The following is a 15,439-nucleotide window of genomic DNA, read 5'->3' as shown; positions in this document are numbered from 1 at the left end:
TGCTACTCCTTAGAATCAGTGTTATGGGGCTTAAGAAGGGTTTTGTAAATCCTAAGCAATGCAATAAACAGAGCAGTGATTGCTGGTCCTAGCACAATTCCCCAAAATCCAAAGCTTGTAAGTCCAGCAATAATGGCAAAGAAAATTAGCATTTCATTAATTTGCACAGGGGTTTTAATGAATACGCGGTTAATAAAGGCGATAATAAGAGGCTTTATGCCATTATCCGCAAGGGTTGCGATGATAATAATAGAGTAGAGTGTGATGACAATGGCGTTTGTGTAATTGCCAAGATAAAGTTCATACCCAACAATAGGAAGCCATACAAGAGAGCCACCAACAACTGGAATAAGGGAAGCAAAGCCGTAAAAAACGGCGAGCAAATAGGCATTATAACCAAAAAAAAGCATTAGGATTCCAAAGAGTGTGCCTTGCAAAATCATTGAAAAAATAGAAGAATAAAACACCACGCTAATCACAGCACTGACTTCATTGTATAGAGATTGTGTCTGTGTAGGGTTAAAAGGGATTAATTCTAAGAAATAATGTCCTAGTGCATTTCCGTAATAATAAAAAAAGAATAAAAATACGAGAATAAATAGCGTATCGCTTGCAAAATAAAAACTATTTTTTGAGGCTTTTGCGACTAGATTTAACACTTGCTTAACGACATTGCTCCAATTGATTGTGTGAAATTGCTCTAAGTAGGCATTCACTTCATTTTGCATTATTGTTGGTAAATAAGTCAGCAAGTCTTTGCTAAAAAGTGTTAAGCGTATTTGAGTATCAAGTAAGAAATTTTGAAAATTTCCTAAATCCAAATTTGTGGCTATGCTTGCGAAACTTAATAAAATGTAAAAGATTGGAACAAAACAAAGAGTGATGAGGATTAATACCATTAATATTGCAACAAGAAACGGAGATTTTAGGCATTTTAAAAGTGTGCAATAGATGCCTTGTGTAGCGATAAACAATAAAAAAGCAATTAAAAGATTCATCAAAAAAGGCATATAAAGCTTAAAAAGTGCTAATAAAGTTAGCACAAAAGCAATTAAAAGGAAATAGATTCCACTGCTACGCATTGCTAGCCCTATTTATCCATTACTTTGTTAGGAGGATAGATGAACACACTTTTTCTATGCACTTCAATGGGCTCTTTGCTATCTAGTGCATAGGCTTTGATTTGTAGCTGAATATGCGTATTTTTCTGTGCATTTTGTGCTAAGTTTTTATTTGTGTAAAGGGTAACGGGTTGTTTTTGCTTTTCTCCTGCTTTAACCAAAAATGGTTTGCTTGGGCGTTTAATTTTGATGGCATCGTTATTTTCAATTGTAAAATAGAATTTATAATTTTCATTGCTTGTATTTTGGAATAAGAAAATGTAGGAATTTTCTACGATGTGATTATCGCGGATGGATAGCTCTCCTCGGTTAATATTTAAAAGCATACTTTCTTTTGTGGCACTCATTGCTAAAAGCCCAGAAAAAACGATTCCTAGTGCAACTGCATAGGCAATGGTTTTAAAACGCACATAGCGCACTTTTTTGCGCTCTTCAATGCTTTGGGGGCTCGTCCAAGAAATGAGTGTTTCTTTGCCAAGCTTTCCCATTACTTGGGTGCACGCATCGGAGCATTCAAGGCAGTTAATGCACTCTAATTGCATTCCTTTTCTAATATCAATGTGTGTGGGGCAGATTTTTACACACGCTTCACAGCCGGTGCATTCTGCATTAGGAGTTTTAGGTTTCTTCCAAAGTTTAATCCCTTGGGGATCAAATATAGTGCCACCACGCTTATAATCATACACAGTCATAATGGTGTCATTATCATATAAAACACTTTGCACACGACTATAAGGACAGATATAAATGCAAAAATTTTCTTTAATAAACACAACATCAGCAACTAAAAATAGTGTGATTCCAAGTAAAAAAATGGATAGATATTTATGTTCAATTGGGTTTTGAATGTAGTGAAAAAAGTCTGTTGGTGGAACGAAATACCACATAAAATTTGATGCTGCAACAAATGCTAAAAATCCCCAGATAAATACAGCTATGATTTTTTTTATTTTGTTGATTCCTAACCGCATATCAGGTTCTAGTTGGCGGTTTTGGATGCGCTTTCTTAAGCGTAGAATTTTTGTTTCTAATAAGTCTCTGTATAGCACACGGAATATTGTCTGTGGGCAAGCCCAGCCACACCACACGCGCCCAGCAAGTGCTGTCAGAAAGAAAATGGACAAAAACATTAAAATGAGCAAGAAGGGCATTAAATACAATTCCTGCATATCAAAAGCAACGCCAAGTAAATGCAACTGCTTGTGGTCAAAAGATAGGAGAAAAATTTGATTGCCATTGATTTGAATAAATGGAATCACAAAGACAAGAATTGTTGTGATAAGATACACTATATAGCGTTTTTTGAAGTATTGTCGCATATTGCGCACCTGTTCCATAAAAACTCCTTAAAAAGTCTAAAAATTTGTCGCAATACTAGCGCAATAAGAGTAAAAAGTAGCAAAAAAAATCATATTTTAACTTACTTTATGTTACAATAAGCGCGCTTTTTTATAAAGCAAATTTTAAATTTTAACACGAAGGTGGTGATTTAGATGCCAGGTATTAAGGTTAGGGAAAACGAATCTTTTGATGATGCGTATAGAAAGTTTAAAAAACAAGCGGATAGAAACCTTGTTGTTACTGAAAGTCGTGCAAGAAGATTCTTTGAACCAAAAACTGAAAAGCGTAAAAAGCAAAAAATCAGCGCACGCAAAAAAATGCTCAAACGCTTATATATGCTTAGACGCTACGAATCAAGGCTCTAATACAATAAGGATTCTATGTAGAATCCTTATTGCTCTTTTATCTGCTTTAATATGAAGTAAAATTTACTCATATTTGCTATTGTAAACTTTCCCTTGCGATTCTTTTTGCTACATCTAGTGCTTCTTGGACTTTGTTAGTATCTGTTATCTTACCCCCAGCGGTGGCAAAGTCATCTCTACCCCCACCATTGCCTCCTAAGATTTGTGCGACTTGCTTCACCCAAGCCCCCGCTTTAAGTTTAGATTCCATACCCTTTATCCCTGCAGTAATGGCGATTTTCCCATCAGATGCACTAAGTAATAAAATCGCCACCTTTTCATTCTCATTTTTCGCCCTATCTATCATTTCTTTTGCCTCTTTTGCTTCCGTTAAATCTAGCTTTGAAACAATGAGTTTTACTCCATTTATTTCTTCATAATCTAAGCTTTTGACGCTTTGTTTTGTTTTGTTTGCACTCTCTTTTGCTTCTCTAAGCGCATTTTGGAGCTTTGCTACACCTTGTAAGACATCTTGGCTTTTTAGTGTTTCTTTTAGTTTTTTTATGGATTCTAATGCTATCTTGCCATAACTATACGCCGCCTTGCCACATACCGCTTCAATGCGTCTAACACCACTGCTTACACTGCTTTCTTTAGTGATATAAAAGCTCCCTATCTCGGCGGTATTTTTCACATGAATCCCACCGCATAATTCAATAGAATCACCGAAAGTTATCACACGCACACACTCCCCATATTTTTCACCAAAAAGAGCCATAGCCCCCTTTGCTTTTGCTTCTGCAATTCCCATAGTTTCGCACACTTGAGAGTTTTGGTTTAGGATTTGTGCATTCACAAGTGATTCAATTTTTTCTAACTCCTCTTGCGTCAAAGCTCTTGGGTGGCTAAAGTCAAACCGCAGGCGATTAGATTCTACAAGGCTTCCAGCTTGTGTGATATGAGAGCCTAGAATCTCACGCAACGCATAGTGAAGTAAATGTGTAGCAGAGTGATGCTTAATAATCTCAAAACGGCTAGAATCTACTTGCGCTATGATTGTATCGCCTGTTTTTAAAGTGTTTAAAGTGTTGATTTTAGAAAGATTTAAGCCAAAATATTTTTGGGTATCTAAAACTTTAGCGACTATATTTTGTGGATTGCTAGAATCCACAATTCTAGTATTTGCGGTATTGCTAGTGGGGCTTTTTGTGGATTTTAGGGAGGAGCAAGAATCAATATCGCTAGAATTTTGGCATTCTAAGATTGTGTTGCTAGTTTGGGAGTTGTCAAGAAAATCGCGATTGAGCTTACTAGAAGCAAGTGATTGAGCGATTTTCTCAGATTCCGTCGAAATAGCAGTCCAAGCTGAATGCCCTAGCAATATCCCTTTGTCTCCAATTGGTCCGCCTGACTCTGGGTAAAACGGCGTAACATCTAACATCACATAGCCTTCTGTTCCACTTGCTAGGGATTCTACGCATTTAAAATGTGAGTCAAGCAAAGCTAGAATCTTAGATTCTGTCTGTGCGTGCGTATAGCCTACAAACGCATTCTCTCCAAATGTGCTTAGAAGTGCATTAAAATCGCCATCTTTCACGCTATCACCACTGCCCTTCCAGTGCGCTTTACTTCTATCTTTTTGCTCCTGCATACATTTTTCAAAGCCCTGCAAATCCACGCTTAAGCCTATCTCTCTTAGCATATCTTGGGTTAAGTCAAGCGGGAAGCCATAAGTGTCATAGAGTTTAAAAGCTATCTCACCATTAAAAGTGAGTTCCCCACTACTAAAATTATTGTTTTTAGCCAGTTCGCCTATAAGGTTTTTTAGTCCTTTTGCAATGTCTTCCCCTTGTTTATATCGCTGCTGAAGTTTTGTTAAAGAGGGCAATTGTTCGTGCATTAATTTTTTGATAGTTTTTATGTTTATTAACTTTACAAGTTCTCGCAAAAAACTTTTATTAAAGTTGCCAATATCGCTCCAAAATCCTTTCCAGAGAATATTTTCCACTTCTTTTTGAAACAATGCCATTCCTGATTCTATTGTTTCAAAAAATTTCTCTTCTTCTGCCTTGCACTGCTCTTGCATAGCGTTTTTGCGCTCTTGTAGATAGCTATAATGCGCACCCATACTATCACACACAACGCCTATCACTTTGTATAAAAACGCCTTTCTTAAGCCTAGCAAATAGCCATGCCTTACTGCTCTGCGTAAGATTCTGCGCAAAACATAACCCCTGCCTTCTTTATCAAAATTTACCCCTTGTGCAAGTAAAAATGCTACACTTCTAGCGTGATCAGCAATAACCCTAAAACTTGCTACAATCTCATCGCCTCCAAGTCTTGTTGCTTTAAAAGATTCTTGACTATTATCAATAGAATCTTCCATATTGATTGTGCTAATATCAGTTCGCTTATTTTTTGCATCATCAGGGATATACTTATATCCACTTATCTCTTCAATCTTTTGCATTAAAGGCGCAAAAAGCGAAGTATCAAAATTACTAATTTTCCCTTCTTTTAATGCCACAACTCGCTCCAGTCCCATACCTGTATCAATACTAGGCTTAGGCAGCGGTGTCAAAGTCCCATCAGCACTTCTTTCATACTGCATAAACACAAGATTCCATATCTCTAAAAATCTATCCCCCTCTCCGCCAAAATAGTCCTCTTCACCATTAAAAAACTCCGCCCCCTGATCCACATATATTTCACTACAAGGTCCGCAAGGTCCAGTGTCTCCCATTTGCCAGAAGTTATCTTTATCACCCATTCGCTTAATGCGACTAGATTCTATATGCTCACACCACAGCTCATAGGCTTCATCATCGCTTTCGTGGATTGTTACATACAGCACCGATTTATCAAAGCCTAGAATCTCTGTTACAAACTCCCACGCATACGCAATCGCATCTTTTTTGAAATACGCTCCAAAGCTAAAGTTTCCTAGCATTTCAAAAAGTGTGTGATGGCGCGCGGTATAGCCGACATTTTCTAAGTCATTATGCTTCCCACCTGCGCGAATACATAGCTGTGCGCTTGTAGCGATATTAGGGTTTGGGGCTGGAATCTTGCCTGTGAAAATGTCTTTAAACTGCACCATTCCTGCATTGGTAAAAAGCAAGCTCGCATCATCTGGCACTAAAGGCATAGAATCATAGACTTTATGCCCCTTGCTTTTGAAAAAATCTAAAAATAATGCTCTGATGTCTTTTGTGTCCATTGCGATACCTTAAAAATTTTAAGTAAAAATTGCAAAATTCTACTTTTTTTCAATTAAAAGCCCGCTTTAGTTATGGTTTTTGCATAAAATTATGCGAGATTTTGCAGTGCGCTTTGCCATAAATTTTTGTGTTTTAGTAATGTTTGGGCTGTGTTTTGGTGTGCTTGACGCAAGGTTAAATTGTGATAGGATTTTACAAACTCTATGACTTTTTGTGTGATTGTTTCTTTGGGAAATGTGTAGGCTTTTGGAATGTTTAAGGTGCAAGTTTGGAAGCTTTGTAAATTTGCGCTTTGATTGCTTACAACTTCTAATGCAATGGCTGGGATTCCACAAGAAAGGATTTCTCTTAAACTCTGTCCGCAAGCACAAATGCAAAGATCCATTGCACAAATACACTCTACCATTGCTTTTGGATTAAGATGGCAGTATGCAGTGATGGTTTTGGGTAAAGCGTTAGAATCTTTTGTGATGCAATGGATTTGTAGGTTGGGAAAAGTGCTTGAAAGGGCATAGGATATAGGAATATTAAGCCCTAAAATGTCTTCACCACCTAGTGTAATTAAGCAATGCTTAAGGGTAGAATTGAGTTTTGTGTGCGCTTTTTGTTTAAAAATATTTTGTGTTAGAGCGTATCCACTGCCTAAAAATAGTGTATGGTTGGGGTATTTTTCTTTGTATTTTTTGGATTCCATATTTGCGCTATTGACAATAATCCCTTGGGGGTAATTTAGACGCAAAGTGTCATCAAAAAATAAACAGCATTTAGCGTGCTTGGTAGCTAAGATGTAGGAATCTAAAGGTAAAATGTAAGAATCAATTGCTATTAAATCATAAAGGGTTTGGAAGTTGAAAGATTCCAATAATGCGGAATCTAAAAGTTCTGTTTTGAAATTTTGGGATTCTAACTCTTCTTTTAGGGCAGTGCAACGGCTAATATGCCCCAAACCAACACCAAGTTTGCCATCAGCAAAGAGTATAGCGGTTTTTGTTAGCATTAGAGCGTGTAGAGTTTTTTTAAGTTTTCAAGCTTGCTTGTTGCATTTAATAAAAGCATATCTGCTAGGATGAGTGCAAGTTGTGCTTCACACACAACACTGCCGCGCACGGCAATGCAAGGATCGTGGCGTCCTTTGATATTGCATTCTACCGCATTGCCTTGAATATCTTGCGTGCTTTGAGGGAGAAAAATACTAGGCGTGGGCTTAAAATGCACTTTAATTAGAATTTCACTCCCTGTGCTAATGCCTCCTAGGATTCCTCCGCAACGATTGCTTTGGAATCCGTCTTTATCCATTGCATCATTATTTTCTAAGCCTAGCAAATGCGTTGATTCTATACCATTGCCAATTTCTACTGCCTTCACACCATTTAGCCCTAGCATTAGCGCACCAATTGCTCCATCAAGCTTGTAATACAAAGGCTCACCAAGCCCAGCTGGGATTCCGCTTGCTTTAATTAATGCCATACCGCCTATGCTATTGTGCGTATTTCTTGCGTGGCTGATTGCTTCTTTTTGTTGGGATTCTACACTTTTGTCTAGGGCAAAAATTTCGCTGTTTTTGGCGTATTTAAAATCCATTTCTTTGCCTAAAATTTTTCCAATGCTTAGGATTCCACTTTCTGTGCTGATGTTAAAATGTTTTAAGAATAACTTTGCAATTGCTCCTGCTGCTACGCGTGCAGCACTCTCTCTAGCACTGCTTCTGCCACCACCTCTATAATCGCGAATTCCGTATTTTTGAAAATAGGTAAAATCAGCGTGTCCTGGACGGAACAAATTTTTTATAGAATCGTAATCTCTACTTTTATTTGCAGAGTTTTGGATAAAAAATCCAAGCGGTGCGCCTGTGGTTTTACCTTCAAAAACCCCACTTAAAATTTCAACCACATCGGCTTCCTTGCGCTGTGTGGAATAGAGATTTTGACCGCCAGCTCTGCGTCGCATTTCTTGATCAATAAAGTCAGCATCAATTGTAATGCCCGAAGGCAGCCCATCAATCACCCCGCCAATCCCCGCTCCGTGGCTTTCTCCAAAAGTTGTAATTCTAAGTGCTAATCCAAAAGTATTCATTCTATCCCTTTAGTGCTTTAATGGCGATTTTTGCGCAATTTTGTTGGGCTTCTTTTTTGCTTTTTCCTTTTGCTCTTGCAAACTCTTTTCCTTGGATTTTGACGCCCATGAGAAAGTTTTTATTATGGTCTGGTCCGCTAGAATCTAGCAAAACATACTCTGGAGTTTCACCAAATTTTGCTTGTGTGAGTTCTTGTAGGGCTGTTTTGTGGTCGTAAAACAGGCTGTTTAAATCAATATTAGGATGGACTGCATTTAAAAGATTATGCACTAAAGTGCGCACTGCTTCTAAGCCGCTTTCTAAATAAATTGCTCCTATGAGTGCTTCAAAAGCATTGGATAAAATGGAATCCTTTTGACGCCCATTGTTTTGCTCTTCAGAATTTGAGATGAAAATATAATTTCCAATGTTTAAATGGCGTGCAATTTTAGCAAAGGCTTTTTCATTAACCATTGAAGCACGCATTTTAGAGAGTTCTCCTTCTCTTGATTTTGGGAATTTTTTATACAAAAATTCACCAATGATTAAATCTAAAACGGCATCTCCTAAAAACTCTAAACGCTCATTATGCACACCCTTTTTTGCACTTTTATGCGTGAGTGCTTCTTTGAGCAAATGTTGTGTTTGGAAATGATAACCAAGTGTCTTTTCAAAATGTTTTAAATCCACGATAATCCTTAAGCATTTTTAAATTTTAATGCCTCTTCTTTAGCAATCCTATCGCAACGCTCATTTTCATTGTGTCCGCTATGTCCTTTTATCCATTGCACCCTGATTTTGTGGGGTTTTGCAGCTTTGATGTAGCGTTGCCAGAGCTCAGGATTTTTGACATTTTTAAAATTTTTAGCAATCCAGTTTGGAAGCCACTTACTAAGCCCATCTAGCACATATTTAGAATCGCATACAACAAGCACTTCGCAGGGTTCTTTTAAGGCTTCTAAGCTTGCAATTAATGCCATTAATTCCATTTGATTATTTGTGGCGTTTTTTGCACCTCCACTTAGGATTTTTTCGTGTTCTTTGTAGCGCAAGATTCCACACCAGCCACCAAAGCCTGGATTTCCTAAAGAAGAACCATCACAGAATAGGGTAACACACTTCATCTTGCTTTTCCTTTAAAAATGTTAGTGTTTTAGAAGTTAATAGTCCATCACAATGCGGACAGCGGTCAAAAGATAGAGGGGAGATTCTGCTGCAATTTGTGCATTGATAGCTAAAATGCAAATCGCCTAGATAGCTTTTGTTTGCGCGCAATAAACAGAGCACTTCTAGCTCAAAAGTTGCCTTTTTAGAAGCACTTAGTGGTAGGATTCCTTTTGCTTCTAAAATGCTTTTTACAATCCTTTGATTGTCTTGTAAAGTGGCATTTTCTAGCTCTTTTAGTAAAGAAGTTGGAATTTCTTTTTGATTCCATAATAAGTCTAGGATTTGCAAGAGTGCATTATGGGGGATCTCTAATAAACATTTCCAAAAGAGTGTAGGGTGATAGTCTTTTAAAAAACTTAAAATTAAACGCGTAAGTTTTAGCTCTTTTTTAAGCAAGGAAAGAAGTTTGTAGGGAAGTTGATTTTGACTGATTTTATTGGGATTTTTGTGTGTGAAAATTAGAATCTTAGCTTTTAGGTAGGATTTGTGGAGTTGTGTGCCACCTTGCATTTCTTCTAGGCAGTCTAACGCATTGAGTGCATCTTCAAAGGCATTGAGCGTTTCGTAAATTTTAATCAGTGCATTTAAAATCACAGGATTGCGTGGATGGTGGTGTAAGATTTCAAGATAGATTTCTTTTGCGCGCAAGGGAAAGCCTGCTTTTGTATAGACAAGCCCTAGGGATTCTAAAATAGGAATCTTATCAAGGGGGTTTTTGATGGAATCTAAGAGGGTGGCATATAGGCGAATAGCTTTTTCATAATTTGCGCTTTTTTGATACATTTTTGCCATAAAGAGTAAAGAGGGAATCGGATTTGGACTTAGGGCTAGAAATTCTTTAACTTCCTTATCAAAGCCAATATAATCAAAGCTTTCCATAAATTTACTTAAAGATTTTTGCTGTTTTTTGCTAATGATATAGTTCCAATAATAGCCAAGAAGACTTACAAGCCCTATGCAAAAAATCAGCACCACAATACCAAAAAGCGGATCGCGATATTCAATATTATGGATTGTGTATGCAAAAAAATCCATACCTTTCCTTGCTTTTTAAAAATGCAAGGATTATAACAAAACTTATAGGTTAAATTTTGTAAAATGCACTTTTTTAAAGCAAATTTAGATTCTTTAAAACACACTTGGATTTTTGGAGTAGAATTGATACAGCAACAAAGCATAGATGCGCTAAAAAATCAGTTAGACATTTTAGAAGTAATTAGCCATTATATTGAAGTGAAAAAAATGGGCAGTAGCTATAAGGCTTGCTGTCCTTTTCATCAAGAAAAAACACCAAGCTTTGTGGTCAATGCAAATAAGGGCTTTTATCATTGTTTTGGTTGCGGGGTAAGCGGGGATCCCATAAAATTTGTAATGGAGTATGAAAAATTAAATTATGTAGAAGCTATTGAAAAACTAGCGCAATTTTATAATGTGCGTTTAGAATATTCCCAAAAATCTCAAAACAATGAGAGTTATAGGATAATGGATTTTATGAATGGTTATTACCAAGCAATGCTGAATGCTGAAGTGGAATCTTATCTTAAGCAAAGGGGGATTAGCACAGAGATTAAGGTGCGCTTTGAGCTAGGTTTTGCGCCGCAAAACCACGAAATTATGGCGCATTTACAACGCAATGGGGTGCATTTACAAGATGCGCTTAATCTTGGAGTCTTAGGCGTGGATTTAGAAAATGGAGTGAAGCGTTATTATGCGCGTTTAACGCAACGCTTGATTTTTCCTATCCGTTCAGCACAGAATAAAATTATAGGTTTTGGCGGGCGCACACTTGCAAATCATCCTGCAAAATACATTAACTCGCCCCAAACAAAGTTGTTTAATAAATCCCAAGTGCTTTATGGCTATCCGCAGGCTAAGGAATCCATTTATCGCTTAGGAAGTGTGATTATTACAGAAGGCTATTTAGATACGCTAATGCTCCATCAAGCAGGCTTTACAAATGCAGTAGCAACGCTTGGAACAGCACTGACAAAAGAGCATTTACCCTTGCTTGCTAAAGGCAGTCCCAAAGTGATTTTAGCCTTTGATGGTGATAAGGCAGGAATGCAAGCGGCTTTTAAGGCGGCAAGCTTGTTAAGCATTGCAAAAAAACAAGGAGGAGTTGTGTTATTTGAGGGGGGATTAGATCCTGCTGATATGGTAAAAAATGGTGCAATTGAAGAGCTAAAAAGCCTTTTTGATTCTCCGATTCCACTCATTGATTATGTTTTAGAAAGTATTATTAAGTGCTATGATTTGCAAAATGCGGTGCAAAAAGATGATTGTCTAAAGGAAGTTTTAGAATATCTCCATCAACTCTCCCCTGTGATTCAAGAAGAATATAAACTTTGGTTATCCCAGCATTTAGCACTCCCAGCGCATTTAATCCAAACTAAAAAACCTAGAGTGAAGCATCAAGGCATTACAAAAGAAGCTTTGCATTTGAGTGCAGCAAGTTTTTATGATTTACCAGAAAAAATCATCATTAGAAGCGTGCTAGAGAATATGGATCTTTTAAGTTTTGTATTAGATTATCTTGATCCCCAAATGTTTCGCACACAAAAAGAAGCTTATATCAAGCTTTTAAAAAATGAACTTGAAGATCCCTTACTAATTGGAATCCTATTAGATGAAAAGATAAAACCACAGGATAAGGAGCATTTAAGATGGCAAATTATTATGGTTTTATACCAGTATCACGACCAAAAACGCAAGGAATTAAGCTATAATAAGAATCTATCTTTGCGTGAAAAAGCATTTTTATTGCGGAAATATCAAAAATATTTAGACGATTTGAAAAAAGGAGATTTATCGCTGTATGAAGGCATTAGCATTATTTAGCGGTGGGCTTGATAGCTTGCTTGCAATTAAGATTGTTAAGGATATGGGAATTGATGTGTTGGCGTTACATTTTAATATGGGCTTTGGTGCAAGGCGTGATAAAAGCGCACTTTTACGCCAGCGTTTAGATCAAATCGGTGTGGAGCTTAAGATTGTAGATATTAGAAAGCAGTTTTTTGAGGATGTGCTTTTTAAACCAAAATTTGGTTATGGAAGATATTTTAATCCTTGCATTGATTGCCACGCAAATATGTTTTCACACGCCCTAAGTCTGCTAGAGAGTGAGGGAGCTAGCTTTGTGATTAGCGGAGAAGTGCTAGGGCAAAGACCTAAAAGCCAAAGGGCAGAAGCATTAGGGCAGGTGGAGCGTCTTTGTGAGGGTGAGGGTTTAATTGTGCGTCCGATGTGTGCAAAGCTTTTGCCAATAACAATTCCAGAGCAAAAGGGTTGGATTGATAGAGAAAAGCTCCTTGATATTCACGGAAGGGGGAGGGAGCGACAATTACAGCTTGTCAAAGAGTATGGCTTAGAATATTATGAAAGCCCAGGTGGAGGCTGTTTGCTTACAGAAACTTCCGTAGCAAATAAGATAAAAGACATTCAAGGGCGTCGTGAAGTAGTGTTTGAGGATATGGAGCTTGTGAAGTTTGGGCGGTATATGATTTTGCCAGATGGCGGGCGTTGCGTGATTGCAAGAAATGCAGAAGAAAATGAACGCCTAAGCTTTGTGCATCCTAAAATGAGCAAAATTGAGCTATTAAATTGTATTGGACCTTTAGGGCTTGTAGAAAATAGCGCAAGCGAGAGTGATAAGCAACTTGCAATAGAGCTTACATTGTTGTATGGAAAATCAGAGGCGGATAAAAACTATAAGGTGCGCTTTGAAGGGCAGGAACGAAGTGCTAAAGCCTTTGAAAGTAAAGAAAAAGCAAGAGAATTTTTAATAAAGGAATGAAATGGAATTTTTAGAAACTATAAAGGCGCGTTATTCTTGTAGGGCTTTTAAGGAAACTTTAATTGATGAAAAAATTTTGGATTCCATCTTAGAAGCAGGGCGTTTAGCTTCTAGCTCTCTAGGTTTAGAACCTTGGATGTTTTATGTGGTGCAAGATGCTAAGAAAAAGCAAGAGATTGCACAAATTGCAAATCATCAAAGCCAAGTTGGGCAGTGTGGGGCAATTATTATTATTGTTGCGCGTTTGGATTTTGAAGAATATTTTGAGAGCAAATTAAGGGCGCGCAAACTCCCAGAAGCAGAATTGCAGAAGCGTTTAAAGGCGTATAAACCCTTCATTGATGGAATGAGTGGTGAGAGAAAATTAAGCTATGCTAGGGAGCAGGCATTTTTGGCGTTAATGAATATGGCAAATGCTGCGACTGCTTGTAGTCTTGGCTCTTGTATCATTGGTGGTTTTGATAATGTGGCGTTGGATAAATATTTGGGATTAAGTGAGAGTCAAAAGAGTGTGGTGATGCTTGTAGTGGGTGAGCAAAAAGAGAGTGTTGTGGTGGAGAAAATACGGAATCCAAAAGCAGAAGTTGTAAAATTTTGGTAGAGGAGAGTTTGAATAAATCCTTAAAATATAAATCTTTGCAGTATTTTGATAGGACTAATTAAAGGAGATTTTATGTTTGGTAATTCAAAAAGAGAGCAAGAATTAGTTGCAGAAAATAGCGCATTATTGTTAAAAATTGATCAGCTTCAAAATGCGTTGCGCCAACAAAATGAAGAGAATGAGAAAAAAGATGCTTTGATTGCAGAATTTAGTAGAAATAGTGGAGAGAAAGGAAAATCTACAATTTTTAATGCAGTTTTTCAGGTGTTGATGGGTTCTTATATAAAAAATTTGCAAGCATTGCAGGATAATTTTGCCTCTTCGGTGGAGATCTTAGAGAATGCAAAAACCACTTCTACGGAAAATGCGAAGCAAACAAAGTTTTTAGAGGAGGCAATTGCAGATAGCGTGCTTCAAGTGACAGAGCGTTTAAATAGTTTTCAGGGAATGATTCAACAGGTGTATCAGGATTTAGATTCCATTGCTAATGTGATTAATCTAATTACTGATGTTAGTGATCAGACAAATTTGCTAGCACTCAATGCTGCCATTGAAGCAGCAAGAGCAGGAGAGCACGGAAGAGGGTTTGCTGTTGTTGCTGATGAAGTGCGAAAACTAGCAGAGCGCGCACAAAAGGCAACAAAAGAAATTGAGATGAATATCCAAGTGTTGCGTCAAAATTTCTCAGAGGTGCAGACTTCCACAGAGGAAATTGTAGATGATATGCACGCAGTGAATAACGAAGTTGTAAAGTTTATAGAGGTTGGGGAAACTTCAATGGAAGTAAGACACGATTCTGCAAATGTGCTTGATATGACATTTATTGGTCTTGTGAAGTTGGATCATTTACTCTTTAAAATTAAGGGTTACAAGGCAATTTTAGAAGAAGATTTAGAAGCAGAGCTTGTTTCACATCACGATTGCCGTTTGGGTAAATGGTATGAACACGGAATCGGAAAAGAAGCATTTGGGCAATTAGCAGACTATCCCCGTTTGGAATCTCCCCACGCTGGTGTTCATAATTGTTTTAAAGGCGCAATTGAGGTTTTTAAAAATAAAGGTATTGAGGGCAATTCTGAAGAGATTTTAGAGTTTTTAAAAGAAGGAGAAGTTGCTTCAGATCAAGTTGTAGAAGTGCTTGATAAAATGCTTAGCGCAAAGATTGCAGAGCGTAATAGTCGTTCTTAATTATCTATTGCGCTAATAAGAGGAGCAGTAATGCAAGTTAGCGATGGAGTGTCTATTTTACAAAATAGCTATCATTTTGAAAAAGATTCCACAAAAGCTAAAAATACACAATTTATCACAGATAAAAAAGCTCCTAATGGTGAAAATTTAGATCCCCAAGAAGTGCAATATGTAAGGGAGCTTGAAAGCATCGATAGGAATGTCCGTGCACACGAAGCAGCACATATTGCAGCAGGTGCTGGTGTTGTAACCGGTGGTGCTTCTTTTACCTATACGCGCGGACCTGATGGAAAAATGTATGCAACTGCTGGTGAAGTTCCAATCGCAATGAAAGAAGGTAGAACACCAGAAGAAACGATACAAAATGCGCGTCAAGTTATCGCTGCTGCGTTAGCACCATCAGATCCTAGTCCGCAAGATTATAGAGTAGCAGCAAGTGCAGCACAAATGGAGAGTGAAGCTAGAATAGAACAGGCAAAAGAAAAGGTTAAAGAAGTAGAGGAAGCATTAAAGGATTCCACAACTCTGCGCGATTATGCAATCCAAAGCTATAAAGCAAATTCTGAAAATTCTTCCCCTTTGCTTGAAATTGCAGGTTAGACACATTGTA

Annotated in this window: 14 protein-coding genes; 6 read left to right on the top strand and 8 right to left on the bottom strand. The window is 37.6% G+C overall.

Annotated elements, in window-relative coordinates; translation table 11 throughout:
* Nucleotides 1–2: 2 nt before the first annotated feature.
* Nucleotides 3–1,082: an AI-2E family transporter gene (locus MRZ19_RS04720; protein WP_291030843.1), complete on the bottom strand. Its 1,080-nt coding sequence runs from the start codon at nt 1,080–1,082 to the stop codon at nt 3–5.
* Nucleotides 1,083–1,090: 8 nt separating this feature from the next.
* Nucleotides 1,091–2,458, bottom strand: coding sequence for a cytochrome c oxidase accessory protein CcoG (gene ccoG / locus MRZ19_RS04715; protein WP_291030841.1), 1,368 nt, complete (start codon nt 2,456–2,458; stop codon nt 1,091–1,093).
* 156 nt (nt 2,459–2,614) lie between these two features.
* Between ccoG and rpsU the strand changes: the two genes are divergently transcribed.
* On the top strand, nt 2,615–2,827 hold the full coding sequence (rpsU, locus tag MRZ19_RS04710; protein ID WP_006803152.1) for a 30S ribosomal protein S21: 213 nt from the start codon (nt 2,615–2,617) through the stop codon (nt 2,825–2,827).
* Nucleotides 2,828–2,903: 76 nt separating this feature from the next.
* Here rpsU and alaS read toward each other — a convergent pair whose 3' ends face one another.
* The 6 genes from alaS to MRZ19_RS04680 form a co-directional block, all read right to left on the bottom strand.
* Nucleotides 2,904–6,026: an alanine--tRNA ligase gene (gene alaS, locus MRZ19_RS04705; RefSeq protein ID WP_291030839.1), complete on the bottom strand. Its 3,123-nt coding sequence runs from the start codon at nt 6,024–6,026 to the stop codon at nt 2,904–2,906.
* Between the two features lie 89 nt (nt 6,027–6,115).
* The gene (locus MRZ19_RS04700; protein ID WP_291030837.1) at nt 6,116–7,024 is read right to left on the bottom strand and encodes a hypothetical protein; all 909 of its coding nucleotides are present in this window, start codon (nt 7,022–7,024) and stop codon (nt 6,116–6,118) included.
* Nucleotides 7,024–8,100 (bottom strand): chorismate synthase, encoded by a 1,077-nt coding sequence (gene aroC, locus MRZ19_RS04695; protein ID WP_291030835.1) that lies wholly within the window; start codon nt 8,098–8,100, stop codon nt 7,024–7,026. Before aroC ends, MRZ19_RS04700 begins: the two co-directional genes overlap by 1 nt.
* Before the next feature lies 1 nt (nt 8,101).
* Nucleotides 8,102–8,770: a ribonuclease III gene (gene rnc / locus MRZ19_RS04690; RefSeq protein WP_291030833.1), complete on the bottom strand. Its 669-nt coding sequence runs from the start codon at nt 8,768–8,770 to the stop codon at nt 8,102–8,104.
* 8 nt (nt 8,771–8,778) lie between these two features.
* Nucleotides 8,779–9,204, bottom strand: coding sequence for a ribonuclease HI (rnhA, locus tag MRZ19_RS04685; RefSeq protein ID WP_291030831.1), 426 nt, complete (start codon nt 9,202–9,204; stop codon nt 8,779–8,781).
* On the bottom strand, nt 9,179–10,282 hold the full coding sequence (locus MRZ19_RS04680; protein WP_291030829.1) for a tetratricopeptide repeat protein: 1,104 nt from the start codon (nt 10,280–10,282) through the stop codon (nt 9,179–9,181). Before MRZ19_RS04680 ends, rnhA begins: the two co-directional genes overlap by 26 nt.
* A gap of 63 nt (nt 10,283–10,345) precedes the next feature.
* Here MRZ19_RS04680 and dnaG point away from each other — a divergent pair, with 63 nt between their 5' ends.
* The 5 genes from dnaG to MRZ19_RS04655 all read left to right on the top strand — a co-directional run bounded on the left by dnaG (nt 10,346) and on the right by MRZ19_RS04655 (nt 15,429).
* Nucleotides 10,346–12,085 (top strand): DNA primase, encoded by a 1,740-nt coding sequence (gene dnaG / locus MRZ19_RS04675; protein ID WP_291030827.1) that lies wholly within the window; start codon nt 10,346–10,348, stop codon nt 12,083–12,085.
* Nucleotides 12,063–13,040: an argininosuccinate synthase domain-containing protein gene (locus tag MRZ19_RS04670; RefSeq protein ID WP_291030825.1), complete on the top strand. Its 978-nt coding sequence runs from the start codon at nt 12,063–12,065 to the stop codon at nt 13,038–13,040. The genes dnaG and MRZ19_RS04670 overlap by 23 nt, the downstream gene beginning before the upstream one ends.
* Before the next feature lies 1 nt (nt 13,041).
* Nucleotides 13,042–13,641 (top strand): nitroreductase family protein, encoded by a 600-nt coding sequence (locus MRZ19_RS04665; protein WP_291030823.1) that lies wholly within the window; start codon nt 13,042–13,044, stop codon nt 13,639–13,641.
* Nucleotides 13,642–13,713: 72 nt separating this feature from the next.
* A complete protein-coding gene (locus MRZ19_RS04660; RefSeq protein WP_291030821.1) occupies nt 13,714–14,829 on the top strand; it encodes a methyl-accepting chemotaxis protein in 1,116 nt (371 codons plus the stop codon).
* 30 nt (nt 14,830–14,859) lie between these two features.
* A complete protein-coding gene (locus MRZ19_RS04655; RefSeq protein WP_320606392.1) occupies nt 14,860–15,429 on the top strand; it encodes a putative metalloprotease CJM1_0395 family protein in 570 nt (189 codons plus the stop codon).
* Nucleotides 15,430–15,439: the final 10 nt, after the last annotated feature.

Origin of the sequence: Helicobacter sp. (genome assembly GCF_022770205.1) — a bacterium.
Lineage (GTDB): Bacteria > Campylobacterota > Campylobacteria > Campylobacterales > Helicobacteraceae > Helicobacter_D.
This window is presented reverse-complemented; position numbering and strand designations above follow the sequence as displayed.

Bases quoted from the DNA above. Each gene is read 5' to 3' on its own strand.
- MRZ19_RS04720 (WP_291030843.1), bottom strand. From the start codon at position 1,082: ATGCGTAGCAGTGGAATCTATTTCCTTTTAATTGCTTTTGTGCTAACT.
- ccoG (WP_291030841.1), bottom strand. From the start codon at position 2,458: ATGGAACAGGTGCGCAATATGCGACAATACTTCAAAAAACGCTATATA.
- rpsU (WP_006803152.1), top strand. From the start codon at position 2,615: ATGCCAGGTATTAAGGTTAGGGAAAACGAATCTTTTGATGATGCGTAT.
- alaS (WP_291030839.1), bottom strand. From the start codon at position 6,026: ATGGACACAAAAGACATCAGAGCATTATTTTTAGATTTTTTCAAAAGC.
- MRZ19_RS04700 (WP_291030837.1), bottom strand. From the start codon at position 7,024: ATGCTAACAAAAACCGCTATACTCTTTGCTGATGGCAAACTTGGTGTT.
- aroC (WP_291030835.1), bottom strand. From the start codon at position 8,100: ATGAATACTTTTGGATTAGCACTTAGAATTACAACTTTTGGAGAAAGC.
- rnhA (WP_291030831.1), bottom strand. From the start codon at position 9,204: ATGAAGTGTGTTACCCTATTCTGTGATGGTTCTTCTTTAGGAAATCCA.
- MRZ19_RS04680 (WP_291030829.1), bottom strand. From the start codon at position 10,282: ATGGATTTTTTTGCATACACAATCCATAATATTGAATATCGCGATCCG.
- dnaG (WP_291030827.1), top strand. From the start codon at position 10,346: ATGCACTTTTTTAAAGCAAATTTAGATTCTTTAAAACACACTTGGATT.
- MRZ19_RS04670 (WP_291030825.1), top strand. From the start codon at position 12,063: ATGAAGGCATTAGCATTATTTAGCGGTGGGCTTGATAGCTTGCTTGCA.
- MRZ19_RS04665 (WP_291030823.1), top strand. From the start codon at position 13,042: ATGGAATTTTTAGAAACTATAAAGGCGCGTTATTCTTGTAGGGCTTTT.
- MRZ19_RS04660 (WP_291030821.1), top strand. From the start codon at position 13,714: ATGTTTGGTAATTCAAAAAGAGAGCAAGAATTAGTTGCAGAAAATAGC.
- MRZ19_RS04655 (WP_320606392.1), top strand. From the start codon at position 14,860: ATGCAAGTTAGCGATGGAGTGTCTATTTTACAAAATAGCTATCATTTT.